We start from the raw sequence: 24,025 nt of genomic DNA, 5'->3' as shown, positions 1-24,025 counted from the left end.
GCATGTAGACAAATACACAGCTATATACAGGTGATTTTCAAAAAGTTTCCATCGATGAGCCCTGCTTTTTGTAATGACCAAACGAAAAGCATTGTGTAGAAAATTAAGCAGCTAAACACCGGTAAGGCAACGGCGCAATTATATCTGATTGTTATGAAGTTCATCAGTTAATAATATATTTATGTAGGATTGGCCAAATAATAATCAGTAAATTAGGTGAGGACAAAGATTTTTTTGTTGGGAGGATGGTTTCTGGGTGAGTGTATAGAATAAGCCTTATTTGTTTAATGAAATCTCCTACAGTTTATAACCTTCACCGACTGTCCGGCCGATACTGCAACGCTTCCGCCAAATGCTTCCTCTTTATCTCTTTTACTTGCTCCAAATCCGCCAATGTTCGCGCGACCTTCAATAAACGATGGGCTGCGCGCAGAGATAAGCTCATGCGTTCACACGCGGTCTCCAGCCAAGTGTTATCCACAGCCCTTAACGTGCATTGGGCTCGCACACCCGGCAAGTCGAGAAAGGCATTGGCGCACCCCTGACGCTGCAATTGCCGCTCACGGGCAGCCGCCACTCGTTCGGCAGCATTGGCCGTGGTGTCGTTTGTGGCCTGCGCAGGATTAAGCGAGGTGGTTTCGCGCGCCACGGTCAGGTGCAGGTCGATCCGGTCGAGCAAGGGGCCGGAGAGTTTGTTGCGGTATCGCTGGATTTGTTCCTGCGTGCAGCGGCAGCGTCCTGTCGGTTCACCCAGATAGCCACAGGGGCAGGGGTTCATGGCGGCGACCAGTTGAAACCGAGCCGGAAAGCGCATGCGGTCGCGAGCGCGGGCAATCACGATAAAACCCGATTCCATCGGTTCTCTTAAAACCTCCAGAACCTTGCGGTCAAACTCGGGCAGTTCATCCAAAAACAATACGCCGTGATGCGCCAAGGTGATTTCGCCCGGTTGCGGTTTAGAGCCGCCCCCCACCAATGCGGGGCCAGAGGCTGAATGGTGCGGCTGACGAAAAGGGCGTTGCGGCCAGCAGCTTAACGGCACATGGCTGGCAACGGATTGAATGGCGGCCACTTCCAGCGCTTCCTGCTCGTTCAGCGGCGGCAGCAAGCCGGGCAGGCGGCTGGCTAACAGGGTTTTGCCCGTACCGGGAGGGCCGGTGAACAGCAAGTTGTGGCCGCCCGCTGCGGCGATCAACAGTGCACGCTTGGCTGAGAGTTGCCCTTGTACATCGCTGAGGTCTGGATAAGGTTTGCTGGCGTGCAACAAGCCGCTCGCCACATAGGGTTCAATCACCGAACGGGCAGAAAAGTGCGCCACGACTTGCAGCAAATGTTCAGCGGCAATGACCGTCAAACCTGAAGCCAGGCTGGCTTCTTCTGCATTGGCCATCGGCACAACCAGAGCACGACCCGCCGCACGAGCCACCAGTGCGGCTGGAAGAACGCCCTGCACAGGGCGAATAGCGCCGGATAACGCCAGTTCACCGAGACACTCCACTTGTTCCAGCGCCGCTGCGGGCATTTGCCCACTGGCAGCCAATATGCCCAGCGCTATCGCCAGATCAAAGCGTCCGCCATCTTTGGGTAAGTCGGCGGGCGCCAGATTCAAGGTGATGCGTCGGGCGGGGAAATCAAACCCCGAATTCAGAATGGCGCTTCGTACCCTGTCCTTGCTTTCCTTGACCGCTGTTTCGGGCAGCCCGACCAGTGTCAGCGCTGGCAAACCATTCGCCAGATGAACCTCAACCGTGACGGCGGGCGCCTCCACACCGACTTGGGCGCGGCTGTAAACGATGGCCAGCGACATGACTCATTCCTTGAGCGGGCAAAAGACGCATGGTGCGCGAATCACAGGCCAAGGGCAGGGCGTGAATGGATACGGGATGTGTTTGTAAGACGATGCGGCTACCCGCTCTTAGAGCTAAAAATCGTGAGCTAACGCACCGCCGTCGAGCGTTATTCGCCGGGCGGCAACAGCTTGGCTTCAAGCTCCGCGACTTTGGCTTCCAGGCTTTCGAGACGAGCGCGGGTGCGGGCCAGTACCACCATTTGGCTGTCGAATTCTTCGCGGCTGACCAGGTCCAGTTTGCTGAAGCCACTTTGCAGCAAGGCTTTGAACTGGCTTTCGATTTCGTTACGTGGCAACGGCGTTTCGCCACTGAACAAACGGGAGGCTTGGCCACTCAGGGCGTCGAGAAGGTCTTTGGGAGCGAGCATGGGTAAGGTCCTGAAAACTGATGGTGGCGAGTGTAGCACGCAGGCTTTGGGCCCCATGTACACGGCTCGGCGCACAGCTTTCGCGCAGGCTGCTCGCAGGCTGTGCACTGTTTGGGTGCATAAATGCCGTCGGCGCAAGAGCAAAATGCCATCTGTTCATGATAATTGACTGTAATGATTGGTTTTTTCAGACATGGCAAGGTTTCTGCTTAGTTGCCAGTGACTCATGTACTGATGCAGTTGCTGTGACGATGGTAGTGCGGCAGGTGGTTCAGGGAGTGTTTTCGTCACCAGCGATTGATACACGTTGTGTTGCTTGCAACTGGCAACGACGCGTTACAAAGCCAGACACTGCGCTTAGACTTGAGCCGGGTTTGTTTTCCTGGGGCAAGTCCACCAATTCGGGAGAAGTTTCATGAAGCTAGTCACCGCCATTATCAAGCCGTTCAAGTTAGACGACGTACGCGAGTCGCTGTCTGAAATCGGCGTGCAGGGCATTACCGTTACTGAGGTTAAAGGCTTCGGCCGTCAGAAAGGTCACACCGAGCTGTATCGCGGCGCGGAATATGTGGTCGATTTTCTGCCAAAGGTGAAGATTGATGTCGCCATTGAAGACAAAGATCTTGACCGGGTTATCGAGGCGATAACCAAGGCTGCCAACACCGGCAAAATCGGTGACGGCAAGATTTTTGTAGTCAATCTGGAACAGGCTATTCGCATCCGTACCGGCGAAACCGATACCGACGCAATCTAAGCCGCCAAACCCCAACGCCCCAGGAGAAAACACAATGACTCTGCGTAAATTCGCAGGGCTCGGAGCCCTGTTGTCTGTCGTAATGCCTGGCCTGGCCATGGCCGCAGACGAAGTGGCCGCTCCAGTCCTGAACTCCGGCGATACCGCCTGGATGCTGACTGCAACCGCTTTGGTGCTGTTGATGACCATTCCCGGCCTTGCGCTGTTTTACGGCGGCATGGTGCGCTCCAAAAATATTCTATCCGTGATGATGCAGTGCTTTGCCATTACCGGGCTGATCAGCATTCTGTGGGTCATTTACGGCTACAGCATTACGTTTGATACGACGGGCATGGAAGAAGGCGTCACCAACTTCAACTCGTTCATCGGCGGTTTCGGCAAGGCATTTCTGGTGGGCGTGACGCCGGCCAGCCTCACCTCGGCCACGGCACTGTTCCCGGAAGCAGTGTTCATCACCTTCCAGATGACCTTTGCCATCATCACCCCGGCACTGATCGTAGGCGCCTTTGCTGAACGCATGAAGTTCTCGGCCATGCTGATCTTCATGGGCGTGTGGTTCACGCTGGTTTATGCGCCTATCGCGCACATGGTCTGGAGCGGTCCTGGCGGTCTGATGTGGGACTGGGGTGTACTCGACTTCGCGGGCGGCACAGTGGTGCACATCAACGCCGGTATCGCAGGTCTGGTGGCGTGCATCGTACTGGGCAAGCGCAAAGGCTACCCAACCACCCCGATGGCTCCCCATAACCTGGGTTACACCTTGGTCGGTGCCGCCATGCTGTGGATCGGCTGGTTCGGCTTCAACGCAGGCTCCGCCGCCGCCGCTAACGGCACTGCGGGCATGGCCATGCTGGTGACGCAGATTGCCACGGCCGCTGCTGCGCTTGGCTGGATGTTTGCCGAGTGGATCACCCACGGCAAGCCAAGCGCCTTGGGCATCGCCTCAGGCGTGGTAGCCGGCCTTGTGGCCATCACTCCCGCCGCAGGCACCGTAGGCCCTATGGGCTCCATTGTGATCGGCCTGTCAGCAGGCGTGATCTGCTTCCTGTGCGCCACTGCACTCAAGCGCAAGCTGGGCTATGACGATTCGCTGGATGCGTTCGGTGTTCACGGCATCGGCGGTATCGTAGGCGCCATTCTGACCGGCGTGTTTGCGGCCCCTGCAGTGGGTGGTTTCGGCGCGGTAACCGACATTGGTGCCCAAGTCTGGATTCAGTTCAAAGGCGTCGCCTTTACCATCGTCTACACAGCGGTGGTGACCTTCATCATTCTCAAGGTGCTGGATGCCGTCATGGGCCTTCGAGTGACCGAAGAGGAAGAGGCGGTTGGTCTGGATTTGGCACAACACAACGAAAGAGGCTACAACTTGTAAGTAGCACTTTTTAAAAATACCCGGCTTGCCGGGTATTTTTTTGTCTCGAATGTGCGTTATCCCCTTCAAGACAATGATTTTTCCTACAGTTTTAAGAAGGATCCCCGCGGGTAAAATTTGTAGGATGAACACTTACCGCACAACTCGACTATTAGCTGCTTTGTTTTTTTCTAGAGCACGCTAGAATGCGCGCCGAGGGCAGCAAAGCTGCTCCCTGTGCAAGATGAAGACGTGGACAATCTCCTGACGTTTCCATGCTTTGCAAGTCGGGCTGTTGCAGATCGTGTCTGTAGGGCAAGGTCGGTGGCAGAAGGCTCGCTGGCACAGTGTTTTTGGACGGGCAGCGTGAATATGACGGTGCTTGTAAAGTCCTCATCACCCTTCGCGGTGAAGAGGCGTAAGCCGGGGATTGACCAGGGCTACTTTTTCGCCACCCGAGGTCGACATTTGTCGCATCTGGTCTATATAAATAATCTGCTTTACGAAAGTCATGAGGTAGAACATGAGCGACGACGATCTGGAAAATGATGACCTCGAAGTAGGTGACGAGGACGAGACCGAAGAGGGTCTTGAAGCCGCTGCCGATGACGTGGCCGACGACGATGGCGAAGATACGCCGGTCCCTGTGGCCAAAGGCAAATCCAAAGCTGCAGTGTCGGTTGATGACCTGCCCAGCGTAGAAGCCAAAAACAAAGAGCGTGATGCTCTGGCTCGCGCGATGGAAGAGTTCCTATCCCGTGGTGGCAAGGTGCAGGAAGTCGAGGCGAACGTGGTGGCAGACCCACCCAAAAAGCCAGACAACAAGTACGGCAGCCGTCCTATCTAAGGATTGCCACTGGGCTTGAAAAGAAAACCCGCCGTCGCTGCGGGTTTTTTTTGTGGGGTTCGAAAAGTGGTTATTTGAATTGCTTAAGTACCGTCGGCAACTCACTCAAACACCCGATCTCGGCATCAGGAGCCTTGTCGCCGTTCCAGTGCTTGCCGCCAGGGTTGAACCACACCGCCCGCAAACCGGCTTGCTGTGCACCGGCAATATCATCACCCGGATGATCGCCCACATGCACCGCTGCGCCTGCCGTCACGGCACCCCGCAACAATGCCTCGTGAAACAGCCGTGCATCTGGCTTGGCGATTCCGATGTCTTCGGCGCACAGCACGAATTTGAAATGATGCCCCAGCCCGATGCGCCGCACATCAGCGTTGCCATTGGTCACCACGCCTAGCGCGTATTCCCGGGCCAGTGCCTCCAGCGTCGGCTCCGCCTGCTCGAAAACCTCTAGTGCATGCCGAGCTTCGATAAATACGTCGAACGCTTCATCAGCCAGTTGCTGAGCATTGGCGTAACCCGTGTCTTGAAGCGCGTGAAACAACACGCGACGACGCAGTGCACTGATTCGGTGCTTAAGCTGTGGTTGCTCCGTTAAAACCCGCAGGCGAAGTGCTTGAAAGTCGGCAACATCAAGAGCGCCCGCTTTTGGTGCATGAGTCAACAGCCAGTCACGCAATTGAGTTTCTGCATGCACGATCACAGGGGCGGTGTCCCACAGTGTGTCGTCGAGGTCGAAGGTAATCAGCTCAATCGTCATTCACTGTCCTTGCTGCGTTTGGCCCGTGGGTGGGCGCTGTCATAAACCGATGCCAGATGCTGGAAATCCAGGTGGGTATAGATTTGAGTGGTTTTGATGTCGGCATGACCCAGCAACTCTTGCACCGCACGCAAGTCCTGCGAAGACTCCAGCAAGTGGCTGGCAAACGAGTGGCGAAGCATGTGTGGATGCAGATTCTGACCGAGCTCGCGCTCGCCTGCTGCTTTGACCCGTAGCTGAATTGCCCTGGGACCCAGGCGTTGGCCCCGCTGGCTGATAAAAACGGCATCATCCTGCGGGTTAGCCAGTGCGCGCAGGGGCAACCACGCCTGTAAGGCCTCACGCGCTTTTCTGCCCACGGGCAACACGCGGGTTTTGCTGCCTTTGCCGAGCACCTGAATCAGGCCATCGGCCAAGTCCAGTTGCTCCAGATTGAGCCCGGTCAGCTCTGACAGGCGCAAGCCCGAGGAATAAAACAGCTCCAGAATGGCTTGATCGCGCTGCGCCAGAAAGTCCTCTTCAACGGCTCCTTCCAGTAACTGAAGGGCTCTATCGGTATCAAGGGTTTTGGGCAGGCGACGTTCACCCTTTGGCGGCGCAAGACCATTGGCCGGGTCGTGGTCGCACAGGCCTTCACGGTTCAGGTAGTGGTAAAGCCCGCGAACGGCTGATAACAGCCGCGCAATGCTGCGTGATGATTGACCTTGCTGGTGCAAGCGCGACACAAGCTGGCGCAGGCGTTGTATATCCAGAGCGGCCCAACTGGCGATGGACGCTTTGTCGCAAAACGCCAGAACCTTATTCAGGTCGCGGCGATAGGCTTGCAGCGTGTGGGGCGACACTTGGCGCTCACTGCGCAAGTGAGTGCAGTAAGCGTCCAGTTGCCGTTCCACAACTAACGTACCGAACGCAGTGCGTGGGTAAAGCGCGGCAACACACGCCCCAAGACTTCGGCGATGTGATTCAGAAACAACATACCCACCGAGCTTTTGTAATGCTGCGGGTCGCGACTGGCCACCGCCAGTACGCCGTGCAAGCCCAGATGATTGAGCGCAACCACAGCGGTGGAGCCGATTTCCTTGCGCTGACTTTCGCCGAACAAAAAGTCCAGCTCATGCTCGCGCAAACTGCCACTCACCGCTTTGCCTTCTGCCAGCAAACCGCCCAGGGCGCGCTGAGCTTCTGCACTGCTGACCCAACGGCCAACAGGCATTGGATTGTCGCCAAACAGCACCAAGCTAACGAACGGCACCTTAAAGTCCTGTCGCAAGCTGTCTTCGACGGCGATCACCAATTCTTCAAGGCTGGTGGCGTCCATCAAGGCCAGGTTCAGGCGACGGGTTTTTTCGAACAGGCGGTCGTTATCGCGTGCCACGTCCATCAGTTGCGACAAACGATGACGCATTTCGATATTACGGCCCCGCAACAATTCCAGCTGGCGCTCTACCAACGAAATGGTATCGCCACGCTGATGAGGTATGCGCAACGACAGCAGCAGTTCGTCGTGCTGGCTGAAGAAGTCGGGATGGGCCTCCAGGTAGGCGACCACCGCGACAGCTTCGGGGCTTTGCTCAGTAAGTTCGAGGTCTGAAGACGGTGGCTGATCGGTCATTGTGTGCGCTCGCTCATAAACGGACTTGTCCTTCGTAAACGCGCATGGCAGGGCCGGTCATGATCACCGAATGGCCCGGGCCGGCCCATTCAATCGACAATCGCCCGCCTGGCAAGTCGAGGATCAAGGGTGAGTCCATCCAGCCTTGGCTGATGGCTGCCACTGCCGCCGCACAGGCGCCTGTACCGCATGCCTGAGTTTCCCCGGCACCGCGCTCCCATACCCGCAATTGCCCGCGCTGGCGATCAACCACGTGCAGAAAACCGACATTGACCCGGGCCGGAAAGCGCGGGTGATGCTCGATCTTTGGCCCCAACTCATGCACTGGCGCGTTATTGATGTCATCCACACGCAGGACTGCGTGTGGGTTACCCATTGAAACGGCTGCCAACTCAACCTTCTGCCCGTCCACATCCAGCTCATAGCTCAACGCTTGAGCGTCGGCTACAAACGGGATGTCTTGCGGGAGCAAGCGAGGTGGGCCCATATCGACACTGATTTGCCCATCGCTGCGAATGTTCAGCTCAATGATGCCGCTTTTGGTTTCAACCTTGATCTGACGCTTGGTGGTCAATCGCTTGTCGAGTACAAAGCGCGCAAAGCAGCGCGCCCCATTGCCGCATTGCTCCACTTCCGAGCCATCGGAGTTAAAGATCCGATAACGGAAATCCACTTCCGGGTTACTGGGCGCTTCAACCAGCAACAGCTGATCAAAGCCGACACCCGTATGGCGGTCACCCCATTGCTTCGCGTGTTTGGGCAGGATGTGCGCGTGCTGGCTGACCAGGTCGAGCACCATGAAGTCATTGCCCAGGCCATGCATTTTAGTAAAACGCAGCAACATGGGATTACTCCGGCAGCAGGCTTTCGCCAGCAAACAACTCAGCGACAGTCTCGCGACGGCGAACTTCAAACGCTTGATCGCCATCCACCAGCACTTCTGCGGCGCGACCACGGGTGTTGTAGTTCGAACTCATCACAAAACCGTAGGCACCGGCCGAATGCACGGCCAACAAATCGCCTTCAGCCAGTGCCAACTGGCGGTCTTTGGCCAGGAAGTCGCCGGTTTCACAGATCGGCCCAACGATGTCATAAGCACGGGCTTCAGTGTCGCGTGGGCGTACTGCAGTCACATCCATCCAGGCCTGATACAGCGCCGGGCGAATCAAGTCGTTCATGGCGGCATCGACAATGGCGAAGTCTTTGTGCTCGGTGTGCTTGAGGTACTCGACCTGCGTCAGCAGCACGCCGGCATTGGCCACGATAAACCGACCCGGCTCAAACACCAGCGCCAGATCGCGGCCGTCGATACGCTCACGTACCGCTTTGATGTAGTCACCCGCCAGTGGCGGCTCTTCATCGCGATAACGCACACCCAGGCCACCACCAAGGTCGATGTGGCGCAGGTAGATGCCGCAATCGCCCAGTCGGTCGACCAGCGCCAGAAGGCGGTCCAGTGCGTCGATAAACGGCTCAAGCGTGGTCAGTTGCGAACCGATATGGCAATCCACGCCTACCACTTCGAGGTTCGGCAACTGGGCCGCACGTATGTACACATCCTCGGCATCCGCGATGGCGATACCGAATTTGTTTTCTTTAAGACCGGTGGAAATGTACGGGTGAGTGCCCGCATCAACGTCCGGATTGACTCGCAGCGAAATCGGCGCGCGAACACCCAGCTCGGCGGCCACCACTTGCAGGCGCTCCAGCTCGTCGGTGGATTCAACGTTGAAGCAATGCACACCCACTTCCAGCGCACGGCGCATATCGTCGCGGGTCTTGCCAACACCGGAAAACACGATTTTGTCTGCCGAGCCGCCAGCGGCCAGAACACGTTCCAGCTCGCCACGGGAGACAATGTCAAAACCGGCGCCCAAGCGCGCCAGGACATTGAGGACTGCCAGGTTGGAGTTGGCTTTGACAGCGAAACACACCAGGTGCGGCATGCCGTTCAGCGCGTGAGCGTAAGCGTTGTATTGCGCCTCGATGTGCGCACGGGAGTAAACGTAAGTCGGCGTGCCAAAACGCTCGGCGATAGCCGTCAGCGCGACACCTTCGGCGAACAGTTCACCATCCCGGTAGTTAAAAGCGTCCATGGTGCTCCCTTATTATTGGTGCTTGTGCGCTTGCGATTGCGACGACTTCGCTTGCTCATCGGGAGATTTACTGTCATCGGGCAGATACAGCGGACCTTTTTGACCACAGGCAGAAACAAGGCAGGCAACCGCGACGAGCGCAGCAATAGAAGAGATCAGGCGCTTCATGGCGAAATCCTTTGAAAAGCATTAATTGCGCCCGAGTATACCGAGCACCCAGCAGCTTGCCTATGCAGTAGACGGCTCGCGCAAAACGGCCTGTCTGGATAATCAGTATTGCGTCGAGACGCGTCGTCTTAGGGTTTGCAATCGCTCTGGAGCGCCCGTATCTTGCGAGTTCCGAGCATGACTAGATATTACGAGGTTCCACCATGAGTTTGACTGAAGCCCGTTTTCACGATCTGGTCGATGCAACCCAGCAAGTACTGGAAGACATTTTTGACGATAGTGGTCTGGATGTAGACCTTGAGAACTCGGCCGGCGTTCTGACGGTCACGTTCGAGAATGGTAAATCGCTGATTTTCAGCCGCCAGGAGCCTTTGCTCCAGCTCTGGCTCGCTGCACCAGGTGGCGGTTTTCACTTTGACTACGATGAAAAACTCAGTGCATGGAAATGCGATAAAAGCGACGAACTGCTCAGCGAAATGGTATTGCACCTGACAAAGGATCATTCCGGCGCTGAGCTGGACTTTGAAGAGATTTAATAGTGACTGCTCCTGCTAAACCCGCAAAACCGCTCTACAGCAACGTCAGCCCGGCCGTGGCTTCACCCTGCATCAGCACGTGCCGGCTGGATGAGCACAAAGTCTGTCTGGGCTGCTTTCGGCATGTCGAAGACATCCGCGAGTGGCGCTCGGCAGACGACCAGCGTCGGCGGATGATTTGTGAGCAGGCCCGGCAACGAAAGGGCTAAGTCTCCAATCGCCGCCTTCGGCAGCGTTTACAGAGTCCTTGCACGGCTTGTGTATTTATTGTGCTGTGGTAGTGTCCGGGTTCGCCTCGCACTACCGAGGTTGGTCAAAACCCCGCCATTTCCCGGCGGGGTTTTGCTTTTTCGTGCAGAAAAAAGGAGTCTGCCAGGTCATGGGTACAGAACCTCAAATCATCCTCACTCGCCTGGACGTTCAGCGTCTGGAGAAACTGATCGACAGCCTGGACGACACGTTGCCGGGAGTGGTTGCCCTTCAAGCTGAACTGGACCGGGCAGAAACCGTGGTTGGCCATGAAGAAGTGCCAGCAGGCGTTGTAACCATGAACTCTCGCGTGCACTGTCGCGAAGAAATCAGCGGCAAGGACTATCACCTGACCCTGGTTTATCCGAAAGATGCCAACGCCGACGAAGGCAAAATCTCCATTCTTGCGCCTGTCGGTAGCGCGTTGCTGGGCTTGCAGACGGCTCAGCACATCAACTGGCCTGCGCCGGGTGGCAAAACCCTTAAGCTGAAGCTGCTCGAAGTTGAATATCAGCCTGAAGCCGCTGGCGACTTCGACCTCTAACCCTGCCCTTTATCGACGGTAGCGCTCAGTTTCGCGGCGCTACCCGAAAGCCTGGGTTTCGGGAGTTATTGCGGGCAAGTTGCCTCAAAAAACGATAACTGAGGCTGAGTTCGCGGGCCACCGCCAGACGCTCCTGACGGGCCTCTTCGGCCTTCCACTGTGAGCAATTGTCGAGCGAAGTCAGCAGGCTTTCGTCCCAGCCCCATTCGGCGGTCAGTCGTGCCAGCAATTGACGCTGCCAAGGCCTGCCACGTCGGGCTGCTGGCCCTGTCAGCGTGCAATTGACCTTCAGGTACAAGCTGCGGCGTACCCGCTCCAGGCGCGGCATTTCGCCCACTGCCTTGAGATACCGCTCAATACGTCGGTACACCATCACGTAAGGGTCCAGCTCATCGAGGTTCAGATGATTGGCGTATATCGCCTGCTTGAAGTCCAGGCTCAAGCAGCTCACGTGCGGATGCTCACTGGCGTACACCTCAATCAGCAACATTTTGAGCAATGATTTGTGGGGTGATTCAATGCCTTTGAATAATTGCCATAACCCGGCCCCCAAAAACTCGCTTGAGGGTATGCGCGCCAGATGACCAAGATCCATGAGGTCATCGCTGCCAATCACATGCTGGTCATCTGTGGCATGGGTGAATTCAGCGTATCGAGATTCTTCGCACACAGGCACGTACCACCACAAGGGTGTGCGCCCTGCAAGCCAGATGGCGGTGCGATAAAACTCATCAAGCAGCAAATGGTGTTGGGTCTTACCGCCATCTTCGGTGCACAGTTGAACCTCATGCTCGCCCTGAGCGAAGCGCTGCGTATCAATTAAAAAGCAATGCGCTTCGAAGCCTTGACTCGCCGCCCACACTTCCAGCCGCCGGCATTTATCCCGCAAGGCTTGTCGCTCGGCCTGCGTTAACTGCGGGCTATGACAAACCCACACGTCCATATCGCTTTGATCGGTCTGAGCCAGAGTGCCGAGGCTGCCCATCAAAAAGACACTGTGGATGGGCTGTCGCCGCTCGGGGCTCGACGCGTAAGTAAATTCACGGGCCACATGTTTAGCTGTGGCGATGACTGACCCATCGGGTTCATAACCGGATACCCCGGCAGGGGTGCAGTCCGACACATAACCTGGCAGTGATGGGTGGTTTACATGGAAGAACAATGCCAGCAGGCGAAGGAAGGTTTGCTGATTGGGCGTCAGGCTTTCCATTGCCCGAGCTATTCGTCCTTGATTGACCCTCAAAAAACGCTCACGTATGTACGCAAGAGACTGCCCGTCGCGGGCGCTCTTTAACGTTGGGCGTTTTTCAAGTAGGTGTGTCATCTCAAACACAAACAAGCTTGCCACGTCAGGAAGAAAGGAAACGTAACAGAAGTTTACAGTTCGTGATGCAAAAGGCTTAGGTGGATGTGTTTTTTGGCGTCAGAAATTTGCTTGCACCAAAAGCGTGCCCGCGGAATCGTTGAGTGTCTGGATCCCGTGGGCATGGCGTGCCCTTAGGCAAGTTCTTTCAGGGGCACTTTAACGAAAGTCTCTGTGGTGAGAATTGAGAGCAGTGTTTTCACGTTTTCAACCGAATCACGACCCAAGCTGGTCAGGTAGCCGCCATCTGTCTGAGTAATCAGATCTTTATCATACAAACGCTTTGCGGCTTCAATCAGTGCAGGATCGGCGGTGTGATGGACTTTAAGGCCCTCCTGTGTGCTGTTCAGGTCAAACAGGGCAAGGACTTTCATTTCGGCAACCATCTCAGGGGTGAACGACATAAAGACTCCAGGCTTTGCAGGAAAAGACGACAGTGGCTCTAAGGTGATCCCACTTGCGCTGACTGTCCAGCGAGATAAAGCATCCTGTCGTGCCTGCCCCGCGCACGCGAGGCAGTTGGAGTGTAGTCACTGTCTTGAATAACGCCTGCGAACCTGCGAAGTCGCTGCACAAGCTTGTAATAAGGTGCGCAAAGCCTCTGATTTAGCCGACACAGCGCAGCCTGCGCCAGCGGCAGCAAGGGTGTTCAACGTCAAATGTCATTTCAGTTATATAAACATTCTTAAATAGTATTTTTAAGAATAATCCCGTCTCACTACTATTGCTCCCAAGCCAGCATTCCCTCGGCATTTTATTTCAGGAGCAGCACCATGAGCGCATCTCTGCGTAGCGTTGACGGTCAGGACGAAGCCACCATTCTGCGGGAAATCCAGAGTGCGCTGCGAGATCTGCGTTTTGGCGCTGTGGAAATCACCGTGCACAACGCACAAGTGGTTCAGATCGAACGCAAAGAAAAATTCCGTTTACAAAACCCTGGCCAAAAAAACACCTGACATGTCCTAAGCGCATTCACCTGAGTGCGCTTGATAAAAACTAAAAAGTGCTTTGGAGCCTCACCTATGTCCCTACGCCGTTACGCTTTGGCCGCGCTGGCCAGTGCCATTTTTGCCGGCTCCGCTGTGGCCAAAGATTACGAGTTGTTGAACGTTTCTTACGACCCGACTCGTGAGTTGTACCAGGATTACAACGCTGAGTTCAGCACGTTCTGGAAGCAAAACCATCCCGGCGATACGGTGAAAATTCAGCAATCGCACGGCGGTTCGGGGAAGCAGGCCCGCGGCGTGATTGACGGTTTGCGTGCCGACGTAGTGACCTTGGCGCTGGCCGGTGACATTGACGAAATCAGCAAGCTGAACAAAGGTTCGCTGCCAGAAAACTGGCAAACCCGCCTGCCGGATGCCAGCACTCCGTACACCTCGACCATCGTATTTCTGGTGCGCAAGGGCAACCCTAAAGGCATCAAGGATTGGGGTGATCTGATCAAAGATGGCGTGTCGGTCATTACCCCGAACCCTAAAACCAGCGGCGGCGCTCGCTGGAACTTCCTTGCGGCTTACGCCTACGGTCTGAAAGCCAACGGCGGTGATGAAGCCAAAGCAAAAGAATACGTCAGCCAACTGTTCAAACACGTTCCTGTGCTGGACACCGGCGCTCGCGGCTCAACGATCACCTTCGTCAACAACGGTCAGGGTGACGTGTTGCTGGCGTGGGAAAACGAAGCGTTCCTGGCATTGAAAGAAGACGGCGGCGCCGACAAATTCGACATCGTCGTCCCTTCATTGTCGATTTTGGCAGAGCCTCCCGTGGCCGTCGTTGACAAAAACGCCGACAAAAAAGGCAATGCCGAAATCGCCAAAGCGTACCTCGAGCATCTGTACAGCCCGGCCGGTCAGGAGATCGCGGCAAAGAACTTCTATCGCCCGCGTGACGAAAAAGTGGCGGCCCAATATGCACAGCAATTTCCGAAGCTGGACCTTGTGACTATCGACAAAGACTTCGGTGGCTGGAAAACTGCGCAACCCAAATTTTTCAATGACGGTGGCGTGTTCGACCAGATTTACAAGCCGCAATAACCTGTGGAGCGGGGGGTGTTGAGCCTCGCTGAAAGCTAGAACATAAAGCCCGCGACTCCGTTGCGGGCTTCGTGCGTTAACCAAGGATTTCTATGTCACGTCGTATTTCCCCCGTCATACCCGGCTTCGGGCTGACGCTGGGCTACACCTTGGTGTACCTCAGCCTGATTGTGCTTATTCCATTGGCCGCGATGTTTGTGCATGCCGCGCAACTGACCTGGGAACAGTTTTGGGCAATCATTACCGCTCCCAGAGTGTTAGCGGCGTTGCAATTGAGCTTTGGCACCGCCTTTGTCGCCGCCCTGATCAATGGCGTCATCGGTACGGTACTGGCTTGGGTGCTGGTGCGTTACACCTTTCCCGGCCGCAAGGTCATCGACGCCATGATCGACCTGCCGTTTGCATTGCCGACCGCCGTCGCCGGTATCGCGCTCACCGCGTTGTATGCCCCTAACGGCTGGATCGGCCAGTTCGCGGCTGATCTGGGCTTTAAAATAGCCTACACCCCTATGGGTATTACGCTGGCACTGACCTTCGTCACTTTGCCGTTTGTGGTGCGTACGGTGCAGCCGGTGCTGGCGGATATTCCGCGTGAAATCGAAGAAGCCGCTGCATGCCTGGGCGCCAATCCTTTACAGGTTTTCCGCTACATTCTGGTACCTGCCTTGTTGCCGGCGTGGTTAACCGGTTTTGCATTGGCCTTTGCTCGGGGTGTCGGTGAATACGGCTCGGTGATATTTATCGCCGGCAACATGCCGTTCAAAACCGAAATCTTGCCGCTGTTGATCATGGTCAAGCTGGACCAATACGACTACACCGGCGCCACCGCCATTGGCGTGATGATGCTGGTGGTTTCCTTCATTTTGCTGCTGATCATCAACTTGATTCAGCGACGCATCGAAAAGCCGTGAAGGAGGCCTGACATGTCCAATTCAACACTGAGTGCCTCATCCGTGGCCAACGCCGCCCGCCGGGGCAGCCCGCTGTCGCGACGCTTGCTGATCGGCTTTGGCTGGTTGTTCTTCATTGTCTTCCTGCTGTTACCGCTGCTGATCGTCGTGTCCCAGGGGCTTAAGCTCGGCCTTGGTGCTTTCTTCGACGCGATTCTGGAGCCGGATGCCTTGTCGGCCCTGAAGCTGACCATCATCGCCGTGGTGATTTCGGTGCCGCTGAACGTGGTGTTCGGCGTCAGCGCTGCCTGGTGCGTGAGCAAGTACAGCTTTCGCGGCAAAAGCATCCTGGTGACCCTGATCGACCTGCCGTTTTCGGTCTCGCCCGTGATTGCCGGTCTGGTCTACGTGCTGATGTTCGGCGCGCAGGGCTTCTTGGGGCCTTGGCTGCAAGACCATGACATCCAGATCGTGTTCGCCCTGCCGGGTATTGTGCTGGCCACCATCTTCGTCACCGTGCCCTTTGTGGCGCGTGAACTGATCCCGCTCATGCAGGAACAGGGCACCCAGGAAGAAGAAGCTGCACGCCTGCTGGGCGCTAATGGCTGGCAGATGTTCTGGCACGTCACGGTGCCCAATATCAAATGGGGTCTTATCTACGGCGTGGTGCTGTGTACAGCGCGGGCGATGGGTGAATTCGGTGCGGTATCGGTGGTTTCCGGGCACATTCGCGGGGTGACCAACACCCTGCCGCTGCACGTCGAAATCCTCTACAACGAATACAACCACGTTGCCGCCTTCGCCGTGGCCACTCTGTTGCTGATCCTGGCGCTCTTCATCCTGCTGCTCAAGCAGTGGAGCGAATCCCGTATTAACCGCCTGCGCGCCAGCGCCGCGGAGGAATAAACCATGTCGATCGAAGTCCGTAACGTCAGCAAGAACTTCAACGCCTTCAAGGCCCTGAACAGCATCAATTTAGATATCCGCAGTGGTGAACTGGTGGCGCTGCTCGGCCCTTCGGGCTGCGGCAAGACCACCTTGTTGCGCATCATCGCCGGTCTCGAAACCCCGGACGAAGGCAACATTGTGTTCCACGGTGAAGACGTCTCGGGTCACGACGTACGTGATCGTAACGTCGGTTTTGTCTTCCAGCATTACGCCTTGTTCCGTCATATGACGGTGTTTGACAACGTGGCGTTTGGCTTGCGCATGAAGCCGAAAAAAGAGCGTCCGAGCGAAACCCGCATTGCCGAAAAGGTCCACGAGTTGCTCAACATGGTGCAACTGGACTGGTTGTCGGATCGCTATCCCGAGCAGCTTTCTGGCGGTCAACGCCAGCGTATTGCCCTGGCCCGTGCGTTGGCCGTCGAGCCCAAGGTCTTGCTGCTGGACGAACCGTTTGGCGCCCTGGATGCCAAGGTGCGTAAAGAACTGCGTCGCTGGTTGGCGCGCTTGCACGAAGACATCAACCTGACCTCCGTCTTCGTGACCCACGATCAGGAAGAGGCGATGGAAGTCGCGGACCGTATCGTGGTCATGAACAAAGGCGTGATCGAACAGATCGGCTCACCGGGCGAGGTGTACGAACACCCGGCCAGCGACTTTGTGTATCACTTTTTGGGTGATTCCAACCGCCTGCACATTGGTGAGGATCAGCATGTGCTGTTCCGTCCGCACGAAGTGTCGTTGTCGCGTCACGAGCTCGAAGACCACCATGCTGCGCAGGTGCGTGACATTCGCCCATTGGGTGCGACCACCCGGGTGACATTGAAGGTAGAAGGGCAGAGCGAGCTGATCGAAGTGGAAGTGGTCAAAGACCATGACAGCCTGACCGATCTGACGCGGGGCGAGACATTGTTCTTCAAGCCAAAGGTATGGCAGAAGGCTTAAGAGCAAAAGCACCCTCTCCCAAAGGGAGAGGGAGCTGATAGGGGGTGCTGCGCAAATCTGCTTTTTGCCTTTAGTCCCCTCTCCCTCCGGGAGAGGGCTAGGGTGAGGGGCTTTTAACGTTTAAGGCTTTTTCAGCTTCGGATTCGGAAAAAACTGCACTGCTTGCACCTTCGGGTCCGGCGTTTTTTTCAATGCCGATACGTTCACCCGCGTACCCAATTCCTTGGGCACCGACAAACCCTGCTCATTCAACGTATCCGAATAACCGCAGGCCACGCATTCGCGGTGCGGTACGTCGTCTTCGTTCCACATCATCAACTTGTCAGGCTCGCTGCACGCCGGGCAAACAGCCCCGGCGATAAAGCGCTTTTTAGTCACGTGCACAGGGGCCTCACTCATACCGCGGCGTCCTCGGTCAGGCCGCTGTGGCGCAACAGTGCGTCAATCGACGGCTCACGCCCACGGAAGTCCTTGAACAGTTCCATCGGTGCTTTCGAGCCACCACGGGCCAGAATGGCCTGGCGGAAAGCCTTGCCCGTGTGCGGGTTGAACACACCTTCTTCTTCAAAGCGCGAAAACGCATCCGCCGACAGCACTTCAGCCCACTTGTAGCTGTAGTAACCCGCCGCGTAGCCACCCGCGAAAATGTGCGCAAAGCTGTTCGGGAAGCGGTTATAGGCTGGCGGACGCATCACCGACACTTCGTCGCGGATGCCATCGAGCACCTGGGCCACGCTGCGACCGTCACCGTGGGTGGCGTGCAGTTCGAAGTCGAACAGCGAAAATTCCAGCTGGCGAACCATCATCAGCCCGGACTGGAAGTTTTTGGCGGCCAGCATCTTGTCCAGCAAGTCTTTAGGCAGTGCTTCGCCGGTTTCGTAATGGCTGGAGATCAACGCCAGGCCTTCAGGCTCCCAGCACCAGTTTTCCATGAACTGGCTTGGCAACTCGACCGCATCCCAGGCCACGCCGTTGATACCCGACACGCCCGCGTGTTCGATTTCGGTCAGCATGTGGTGCAGGCCATGACCAAACTCGTGGAACAAGGTGGTCACTTCATCGTGGGTCAGCAGCGCAGGCTTGCCTGCAACAGCCGGGGTGAAGTTGCACACCAGGTTGGCCACCGGGCTCTGCAACACACCCGCCACGGTGCGACGGCGGTCGCGGGCGCCGTCCATCCATGCGCCGCCACGTTTGTTGGCGCGGGCATACAGGTCAAAGAAGAAACGCCCGATGTGCTGGCCGTTTTCCTTTATTTCGAAGAGGCGAACGTCCGGATGCCAGCTGTCAAAGCCCTTGAGTTCAACGATGTCGATGCCGTACAGCGTATGCACGATGTCAAACAGGCCGCTCAGTACCTTGTCGATCGGGAAGTAGGCGCGCAAGGTTTCTTGCGACACGCTGTAACGCTGCTCGCGCAACTTCTCGCCATAGAAGCCAACGTCCCAGCTTTTCAGCTCCGGGCAACCCTGTTCGGTGGCGTAGGCTTGTAACTGTTCAAGGTCGCGGGCAGCGAAGGGCTTGCTCTTCTTGGCGAGGTCGCGCAGGAAGGTCAGTACCTGATCCGGCGTCTCGGCCATTTTGGTGGCCAGACTCAATTCAGCAAAACTGCCGAAGCCAAGCAGTTTTGCCAGTTCCTGACGCAGGTCGAGAATTTCTTCCATGACCGGGCCATTGTCGAACGTGCCCGCATTCGGGCCTTGGTCCGACGCACGGGTGCAGTACGCAGCGTAGACTTCTTCGCGCAGGGCGCGGTCTTCGGCGTACGTCATGACCGGGTAGTAGCTTGGGAATTCGAGGGTGATCAGCCAGCCATCCAGACCTTTGGCTTGAGCTGCCGCAGCCATTTGTGCCTTGGCCGAATCGGTCAGGCCCGCCAGCGCGGCTTCATCCGTGATGTGCTTGGTCCAGGCTTGAGTGGCGTCCAACAGTTGGTTGGAAAACTTGCTGCCCAGTTCGGACAGTTTGCTCTGCACCTGGGCGTAACGCTTTTGCTCGGCCTCAGGCAGGTCAATGCCCGACAGGCGGAAGTCACGCAGCGAGTGCTCAAGGATGGTCAGTTGGGCCTGATCGAAATCAGCCACCTGCGGGCTGTGGGCCAGCGCTTCAAAGGCTTGGAACAACGCGCGGTTCTGGCCCATCTCGGTGGAGTAAGCGCTCAACGCCGGCAGGCAAGCCTCATAGGCTTCACGAAGTTCTGCGCTGTTGCACACCGCATTGAGGTGGCTAACCGGGCTCCAGGCTGCGCCCAGACGGTCGTTCAGCTCGTCCATGGCCAGCACCAGACCCGCCCACGTAGGGTTTTGGCCTTGGTCGGCAAGGATGTTTTGAATGCCGGCGCGGTTGTCGGCGAGGATCTGCTCGATGGCCGGCTGTACGTGCTCAGGACGGATCGCCGAGAACGGCGGCAGGTCGTAGGGCTGCAAAAGAGGGTTGTTCTCGCTCACGTTGGCACCTTGGCTGGAAGAAACATTGGGCCATCTTAATTACAATCGTCGTTGCACGCAGCATTGCAACGCCCTATTACGGCTAAAGAAGGAAGCTATTTGTGTCCATTCGTCCATTTCAGCAGCACACACCGGCCTTGGGTGAGCGCGTCTTCGTTGACCGCTCGGCCGTGGTGATAGGCGACGTCGAGATTGGCAGCGACAGTTCGGTCTGGCCGCTGACCGTTATTCGTGGCGACATGCACCGCATCCGTATCGGGGCGCGCACCAGTGTGCAAGACGGCTGTGTGCTGCATATCACCCATGCCGGGCCCTTCAATCCTGAGGGTTTCCCGTTATTGATCGGCGATGACGTGACCATCGCCCACAAAGTGATGTTGCACGGCTGCACCGTCGGCAGCCGTATTTTGATCGGCATGGGCAGCATTGTGATGGACGGTGCGGTGATTGAAGATGACGTGATCGTGGGCGCGGGCAGCCTGGTGCCACCGGGCAAGCGTCTGGTCAGCGGGTTTCTGTATGTGGGCAGCCCGGCCAAACAGGTGCGCGCGCTGAGCGACAAAGAAAAGGCCTTCTTCACCTACAGTGCGGGCAATTACGTGAAACTCAAAGATCAGCATCTGGCCGAAGGCTACGACCAGCCGGTTTAAACGCATTTTTTGGAGCCCTGCATGCACTATCAAAACGTTTTGTTCGACCTCGATGGCACCCTCACCGACCCACGTGAGGGGATCACCCGTTCGATCCAGTTTGCCTTGAGCAAAATGGGCATCGAAGAGCCTGATCTGACCCGGCTGGAGCACTTTATTGGCCCGCCGCTGTTGCAAGCCTTCATGGAGTTCTATGCCTTCACTGAAGCGCAGGCGTGGGAAGCGGTGGGGTATTACCGCGAGCGTTTCGCGGTGACCGGGCTGTATGAGAATCAGGTGTTTGAAGGCATTACGCCGTTGCTTGAAGCGTTGAATGAGCAGGGTCGTAACCTGTTTATTGCCACCTCCAAGCCGCAGATTTACGCGCGTGAAATTGCCCGTCATTTCGACTTTGGCAAGCATTTCAAGGTCATTTACGGCAGTGAGCTGGACGGCACCCGCACCAACAAGGTGGAGCTGATCAAGCACCTGATGACCCTCGAAGGCCTCGACCCGGCACACACCTTGATGATCGGCGACCGCAAGCACGATCTGATCGGTGCGCGGGACAACGGCATGGACGCGGCCGCCGTGGGCTACGGTTTTGGCAGCTTTGAAGAGTTGAGTTCGTTTGCGCCCACGTATCATTTCGAGACGTTGGCAGACATGCACCGGGCTTTTGTCGCAACCGCTTGAGCCTGACGTTACATTTCTCGCATGACCAGAACCCCCAGCACATCGCAGCCTTCTTGCAGCAACAGTGAGGAGGCCTCGCACACGGCGCTCAAATCGTGGGGGTCGCTGCTGTAAGCGTTTATGTGTGAGAGGCAGCGCAGCAGATTCTTGGCCGCCTGAATGCGCTGTTCTGCGCACGCCAGCAGGGCGTGAAGCGGGGCACGGGTATCGATCAATAAAACGTTTGAATCGGCGGGGTTGTCGGTTTGTGGAAGGTAATGCGACATGGTCTAACTCCTAATAATAAAAAGGAGCCACTTCAATCAGCTTGCACGCAGAAAGTGGGTGGCCGTTGTGCGCGGGTGTGCAAGACCGGTTACCTACCCACCCGGCAGACCCGAGGATCTCCCGCGCACAACTGCCATAACGCAAGTTGCAGGCGCAGAGCCTATCAAGCGTGACGGAAAGTTGAAATTGGTAGGTGCAGGCTTGCACGCCTGATCGCTGATTGTCAGCGACGGCGGACTATAGGCAGGCCGCCTCTGACGCCACAATAGGCCCTACACAGGCCGAGCCGTGTCCCACACAAGTCAGGGAAGGGTCTGTCGCCAGCCCTCACCCTAGCGCTCTCCCAGAGGGAGAGGGGACTCGATGGGCGAATGGCCAAAACCGTCGGCAATCTGAAGCCCATGCGCTGAATCCAAAAACACATCGATCAGCCCCCTCTCCCTTTGGGAGAGGGTTGGGGTGAGGGTCAGCCGTTACCTCAACGCACCAAGTGCAAGAACTGCATATGCCGCTCGTACTGGTCGAGGATGTCGTTGATGATTTGCTCTTTGGTATAGCCCGTCAGGTCATAGTCCTGACTGCCTTCGGCCAAATGCACTTCCGCCCGGTAATAACGGCGGTTGCGCAGTTGCTCTTTTTTACCAAAGCCACCGCGTGCGAACGACGGTGTGAAGTAACCGCGCATCTGTACCTGGTAGATGAACGGGTGCTCCTCGCCATGACCAATCTCCAGACTGACATTGTCGTTGGCCGGGTCCGGCTGGGTGACAACGCTCAAGCCTTTTTCGCGGAACACCGCGCTCACCTCTTCAATGGCCGGGCGCACGGTGGAGTCCATAAAGCGGTACACCTCGTCACGTGACGGGAAGTGCACGGCCTGGCTCAAGCGCTGACGCCAGCCGCCACGGCGCGAGTGAGACACGGGCGCCAATGAGTGCGTCTGAGCGATTTTCTTCTGCGACTCAAGGTAGAACGCTTTGTGCAGCCCCCACATCATCAGCAAAAGAATCAACGAGAACGGCAGCGACGTCAGCACGACCGCCGACTTAAGCGCGTCGATGCTGCCCGAGAACAACAGTGCACTGGTCACCAGCGCCGTCATTGCGCCCCAGAATACCCGCAGCCATTTCGGGCCGTCTTCGTCAGCATTATTGCCACGCGCCGACAAGGTAGACAGCACCACGGTGCCAGAGTCGGCCGAGGTCACGAAGAACACAAAACTGATGAACACCGTCACGGCGATCACGGTTTTGCTCCACGGATAGGTTTCCAGCAGCAAGTACAGGGTGCGCGACGGGTCATCAATGGCCGACTGGCCCAAGGCAACCATGCCGTGGTTGAGCACTTGATCGATGGCACTGTTGCCGAAGATCGACATCCACGCCAACGTAAAGCCCAGCGGAATCAGCAACACGCCAAAGACGAACTCGCGGATGGTGCGGCCACGGGAAATACGCGCAATAAACAGGCCCACAAACGGCGACCATGCAATCCACCAGGCCCAATAGAACACCGTCCAGCCGCCCAGCCAATCGCTTGGTTTGTTATAGGCATACACATCGAAACTCTTCACGGGCAATGCGCCCAAGTAATCGCCGATGTTCTGGATCAGGGTGTTGAGCAAATGTTGGGTCGGCCCTGCGAACAACACAAACAGCAGCAGCGCACAGGCCAGCAGCATGTTGATGTCGGACATCACCCGTACGCCTTTATCGACGCCGGCAATGGCCACCAGAATGGCCGCGCCCATCATCAGGGTGATTAAGCCGACCTGTATCCATTGGGTATGCGGAATACCAAACAGGTAGTCGAGGCCAGAATTGAGGTGCAACACCCCAAAGCCCATGTCCGCGCCCAGCCCGAACACCGTGGCGATGATGCCAAAGCCGTCCACGGCGTAACCGATGGGGCCGTTGATACGTTTGCCAATCAGCGGGTACAGCGCCGAACGCAGGGCCAACGGCAGGTTATGACGGTAGGCAAAGTACGCCAGCGCCATGCCGACAAAGGCAAACACGCCCCAGCCATGCAGACCCCAGTGCAAGAACAGAAGCTGCATGCCCTGGCGTGCAGCTTCTGACGTACCGGCTGGCCCTTGGGGCGGGGCGAGCATGTGGGTCAGAGGTTCAGAGACACAGAAGAAAAACAGCGTGATGCTGATCCCGGCGGCGAACAACATCCCCGCCCAGGACAGGTAACTGAACTCAGGTTCGTCGTGGTCGGCACCGAGCTTGATCTTGCCGTAGCCGGACAAGGCGGTGACGACCACGAAGATCAGATACAGGGTCATCGCTAGCATGTAGTACCAGCCGACCGTATTGGCCGCCCAGTTTTGTGCAGCCAGCAGCCATTCACCGGCCGCTGCGGGCATGGAGATCACCACCACACCGAAGATCAGAATGAACGCGGCAGCAAAGTAAAACACCGGCGGGTTCATGCGTATGACAGACGTCTCAGACGTGCTTGGGGCACTCATTGGATGTGCACCTTGTAAAGGTAAAACGCGGGCAAAAAGAGCAAATTCGGCAAAGGTTAGCCTCCTGTTATGAGCGGGCAGCGGACCACCGGTTTAACTTGAACAAGCATTCAAGTTAAACATAAATGGCTTTTTAGAACTAATCGCTGCCCACGGCTACGCGTCTAATACGTTAGCTCATGGGAGGGTATGACACA

At 56.8% G+C, this 24,025-nt stretch carries 26 protein-coding genes and 1 pseudogene; 13 read left to right on the top strand and 14 right to left on the bottom strand.

Annotation, left to right across the window (positions count from 1 at the left end; all coding sequences use genetic code 11):
• Positions 1-313: 313 nt before the first annotated feature.
• Together FJD38_RS12555 and FJD38_RS12550 are read right to left on the bottom strand one after the other, a co-directional pair.
• On the bottom strand, positions 314-1,807 hold the full coding sequence (locus FJD38_RS12555; RefSeq protein ID WP_146385570.1) for a YifB family Mg chelatase-like AAA ATPase: 1,494 nt from the start codon (positions 1,805-1,807) through the stop codon (positions 314-316).
• A gap of 149 nt (positions 1,808-1,956) precedes the next feature.
• On the bottom strand, positions 1,957-2,217 hold the full coding sequence (locus FJD38_RS12550; protein WP_122786279.1) for an accessory factor UbiK family protein: 261 nt from the start codon (positions 2,215-2,217) through the stop codon (positions 1,957-1,959).
• 415 nt (positions 2,218-2,632) lie between these two features.
• Between FJD38_RS12550 and glnK the strand changes: the two genes are divergently transcribed.
• The 3 genes from glnK (at position 2,633) to sutA (ending at position 5,169) form a co-directional block, all read left to right on the top strand.
• Positions 2,633-2,971: a P-II family nitrogen regulator gene (gene glnK / locus FJD38_RS12545; RefSeq protein WP_146385568.1), complete on the top strand. Its 339-nt coding sequence runs from the start codon at positions 2,633-2,635 to the stop codon at positions 2,969-2,971.
• Between the two features lie 34 nt (positions 2,972-3,005).
• On the top strand, positions 3,006-4,343 hold the full coding sequence (locus FJD38_RS12540) for an ammonium transporter (protein ID WP_122786280.1): 1,338 nt from the start codon (positions 3,006-3,008) through the stop codon (positions 4,341-4,343).
• Between the two features lie 502 nt (positions 4,344-4,845).
• Positions 4,846-5,169 carry a transcriptional regulator SutA gene (gene sutA / locus FJD38_RS12535; protein WP_146385566.1) on the top strand — a complete coding sequence of 108 codons (324 nt, stop codon included), beginning with the start codon at positions 4,846-4,848 and terminating at the stop codon, positions 5,167-5,169.
• 70 nt (positions 5,170-5,239) lie between these two features.
• Here sutA and FJD38_RS12530 read toward each other — a convergent pair whose 3' ends face one another.
• Genes FJD38_RS12530 through lptM form a run of 6 tightly spaced genes read right to left on the bottom strand, consistent with a single transcriptional unit; the run spans position 5,240 to position 9,805 of the window.
• Positions 5,240-5,929, bottom strand: a complete 690-nt coding sequence (locus FJD38_RS12530) for an HAD family hydrolase (RefSeq protein WP_146385564.1) — start codon at positions 5,927-5,929, stop codon at positions 5,240-5,242.
• Positions 5,926-6,822 (bottom strand): tyrosine recombinase XerC, encoded by an 897-nt coding sequence (gene xerC / locus FJD38_RS12525; RefSeq protein ID WP_122786283.1) that lies wholly within the window; start codon positions 6,820-6,822, stop codon positions 5,926-5,928. The genes FJD38_RS12530 and xerC overlap by 4 nt, the downstream gene beginning before the upstream one ends.
• 2 nt (positions 6,823-6,824) lie before the next feature.
• Positions 6,825-7,541: a DUF484 family protein gene (locus tag FJD38_RS12520; protein WP_122786284.1), complete on the bottom strand. Its 717-nt coding sequence runs from the start codon at positions 7,539-7,541 to the stop codon at positions 6,825-6,827.
• A 13-nt stretch (positions 7,542-7,554) separates the two neighbouring features.
• Positions 7,555-8,385, bottom strand: coding sequence for a diaminopimelate epimerase (gene dapF / locus FJD38_RS12515; protein ID WP_122786285.1), 831 nt, complete (start codon positions 8,383-8,385; stop codon positions 7,555-7,557).
• 4 nt (positions 8,386-8,389) lie between these two features.
• The gene (gene lysA, locus FJD38_RS12510; protein ID WP_122786286.1) at positions 8,390-9,637 is read right to left on the bottom strand and encodes a diaminopimelate decarboxylase; all 1,248 of its coding nucleotides are present in this window, start codon (positions 9,635-9,637) and stop codon (positions 8,390-8,392) included.
• Positions 9,638-9,649: 12 nt separating this feature from the next.
• Entirely contained in the window at positions 9,650-9,805 is a 156-nt protein-coding gene (gene lptM / locus FJD38_RS12505; protein ID WP_122786287.1) for an LPS translocon maturation chaperone LptM, read from the bottom strand.
• A 203-nt stretch (positions 9,806-10,008) separates the two neighbouring features.
• Here lptM and cyaY point away from each other — a divergent pair, with 203 nt between their 5' ends.
• The 3 genes from cyaY (at position 10,009) to rnk (ending at position 11,134) form a co-directional block, all read left to right on the top strand.
• Positions 10,009-10,341 carry an iron donor protein CyaY gene (gene cyaY / locus FJD38_RS12500; RefSeq protein ID WP_146385563.1) on the top strand — a complete coding sequence of 111 codons (333 nt, stop codon included), beginning with the start codon at positions 10,009-10,011 and terminating at the stop codon, positions 10,339-10,341.
• A 2-nt stretch (positions 10,342-10,343) separates the two neighbouring features.
• Positions 10,344-10,550, top strand: a complete 207-nt coding sequence (locus FJD38_RS12495) for a DUF1289 domain-containing protein (protein WP_146385561.1) — start codon at positions 10,344-10,346, stop codon at positions 10,548-10,550.
• A 170-nt stretch (positions 10,551-10,720) separates the two neighbouring features.
• Positions 10,721-11,134, top strand: coding sequence for a nucleoside diphosphate kinase regulator (gene rnk / locus FJD38_RS12490; protein WP_122786290.1), 414 nt, complete (start codon positions 10,721-10,723; stop codon positions 11,132-11,134).
• A gap of 64 nt (positions 11,135-11,198) precedes the next feature.
• Here the strand turns inward: rnk and FJD38_RS12485 are convergent.
• A pseudogene (locus FJD38_RS12485) lies at positions 11,199-12,458 on the bottom strand (class I adenylate cyclase); the annotation flags it as partial.
• Between the two features lie 173 nt (positions 12,459-12,631).
• Positions 12,632-12,901 carry a TIGR02647 family protein gene (locus tag FJD38_RS12480; RefSeq protein ID WP_122786292.1) on the bottom strand — a complete coding sequence of 90 codons (270 nt, stop codon included), beginning with the start codon at positions 12,899-12,901 and terminating at the stop codon, positions 12,632-12,634.
• Positions 12,902-13,270: 369 nt separating this feature from the next.
• Between FJD38_RS12480 and oscA the strand changes: the two genes are divergently transcribed.
• From oscA to FJD38_RS12455, 5 genes are all read left to right on the top strand, one after another.
• Entirely contained in the window at positions 13,271-13,453 is a 183-nt protein-coding gene (oscA, locus tag FJD38_RS12475; RefSeq protein WP_048381447.1) for a sulfur starvation response protein OscA, read from the top strand.
• A gap of 66 nt (positions 13,454-13,519) precedes the next feature.
• The gene (locus FJD38_RS12470) at positions 13,520-14,533 is read left to right on the top strand and encodes a sulfate ABC transporter substrate-binding protein (protein ID WP_122786293.1); all 1,014 of its coding nucleotides are present in this window, start codon (positions 13,520-13,522) and stop codon (positions 14,531-14,533) included.
• 92 nt (positions 14,534-14,625) lie between these two features.
• Positions 14,626-15,444, top strand: a complete 819-nt coding sequence (gene cysT, locus FJD38_RS12465) for a sulfate ABC transporter permease subunit CysT (protein ID WP_122786294.1) — start codon at positions 14,626-14,628, stop codon at positions 15,442-15,444.
• Between the two features lie 12 nt (positions 15,445-15,456).
• Positions 15,457-16,329, top strand: coding sequence for a sulfate ABC transporter permease subunit CysW (cysW, locus tag FJD38_RS12460; protein ID WP_122786295.1), 873 nt, complete (start codon positions 15,457-15,459; stop codon positions 16,327-16,329).
• A 3-nt stretch (positions 16,330-16,332) separates the two neighbouring features.
• Positions 16,333-17,313, top strand: a complete 981-nt coding sequence (locus FJD38_RS12455) for a sulfate/molybdate ABC transporter ATP-binding protein (RefSeq protein ID WP_122786296.1) — start codon at positions 16,333-16,335, stop codon at positions 17,311-17,313.
• Between the two features lie 120 nt (positions 17,314-17,433).
• Here FJD38_RS12455 and FJD38_RS12450 read toward each other — a convergent pair whose 3' ends face one another.
• Both FJD38_RS12450 and prlC read right to left on the bottom strand, forming a co-directional pair.
• Positions 17,434-17,712 (bottom strand): YheV family putative zinc ribbon protein, encoded by a 279-nt coding sequence (locus FJD38_RS12450; RefSeq protein WP_146385557.1) that lies wholly within the window; start codon positions 17,710-17,712, stop codon positions 17,434-17,436.
• The gene (gene prlC / locus FJD38_RS12445; RefSeq protein WP_122786298.1) at positions 17,709-19,760 is read right to left on the bottom strand and encodes an oligopeptidase A; all 2,052 of its coding nucleotides are present in this window, start codon (positions 19,758-19,760) and stop codon (positions 17,709-17,711) included. Before prlC ends, FJD38_RS12450 begins: the two co-directional genes overlap by 4 nt.
• Positions 19,761-19,861: 101 nt before the next feature.
• Between prlC and FJD38_RS12440 the strand changes: the two genes are divergently transcribed.
• Both FJD38_RS12440 and FJD38_RS12435 read left to right on the top strand, forming a co-directional pair.
• A complete protein-coding gene (locus tag FJD38_RS12440) occupies positions 19,862-20,410 on the top strand; it encodes a gamma carbonic anhydrase family protein (RefSeq protein WP_122786299.1) in 549 nt (182 codons plus the stop codon).
• 21 nt (positions 20,411-20,431) lie between these two features.
• Positions 20,432-21,085, top strand: a complete 654-nt coding sequence (locus tag FJD38_RS12435; RefSeq protein WP_122786300.1) for an HAD family hydrolase — start codon at positions 20,432-20,434, stop codon at positions 21,083-21,085.
• Between the two features lie 8 nt (positions 21,086-21,093).
• Here FJD38_RS12435 and FJD38_RS12430 read toward each other — a convergent pair whose 3' ends face one another.
• Positions 21,094-21,351 carry a hypothetical protein gene (locus FJD38_RS12430; protein ID WP_122786301.1) on the bottom strand — a complete coding sequence of 86 codons (258 nt, stop codon included), beginning with the start codon at positions 21,349-21,351 and terminating at the stop codon, positions 21,094-21,096.
• Between the two features lie 479 nt (positions 21,352-21,830).
• Positions 21,831-23,828, bottom strand: a complete 1,998-nt coding sequence (betT, locus tag FJD38_RS12425) for a choline transporter BetT (RefSeq protein WP_122781961.1) — start codon at positions 23,826-23,828, stop codon at positions 21,831-21,833.
• Positions 23,829-24,025 lie beyond the last annotated feature (197 nt).

The organism is Pseudomonas saxonica (genome assembly GCF_007858365.1).
Lineage (GTDB): Bacteria > Pseudomonadota > Gammaproteobacteria > Pseudomonadales > Pseudomonadaceae > Aquipseudomonas > Aquipseudomonas saxonica.
The sequence above is the reverse complement of the archived record's forward strand: the minus strand, read 5'-3'. Positions and strand labels throughout refer to the sequence as shown.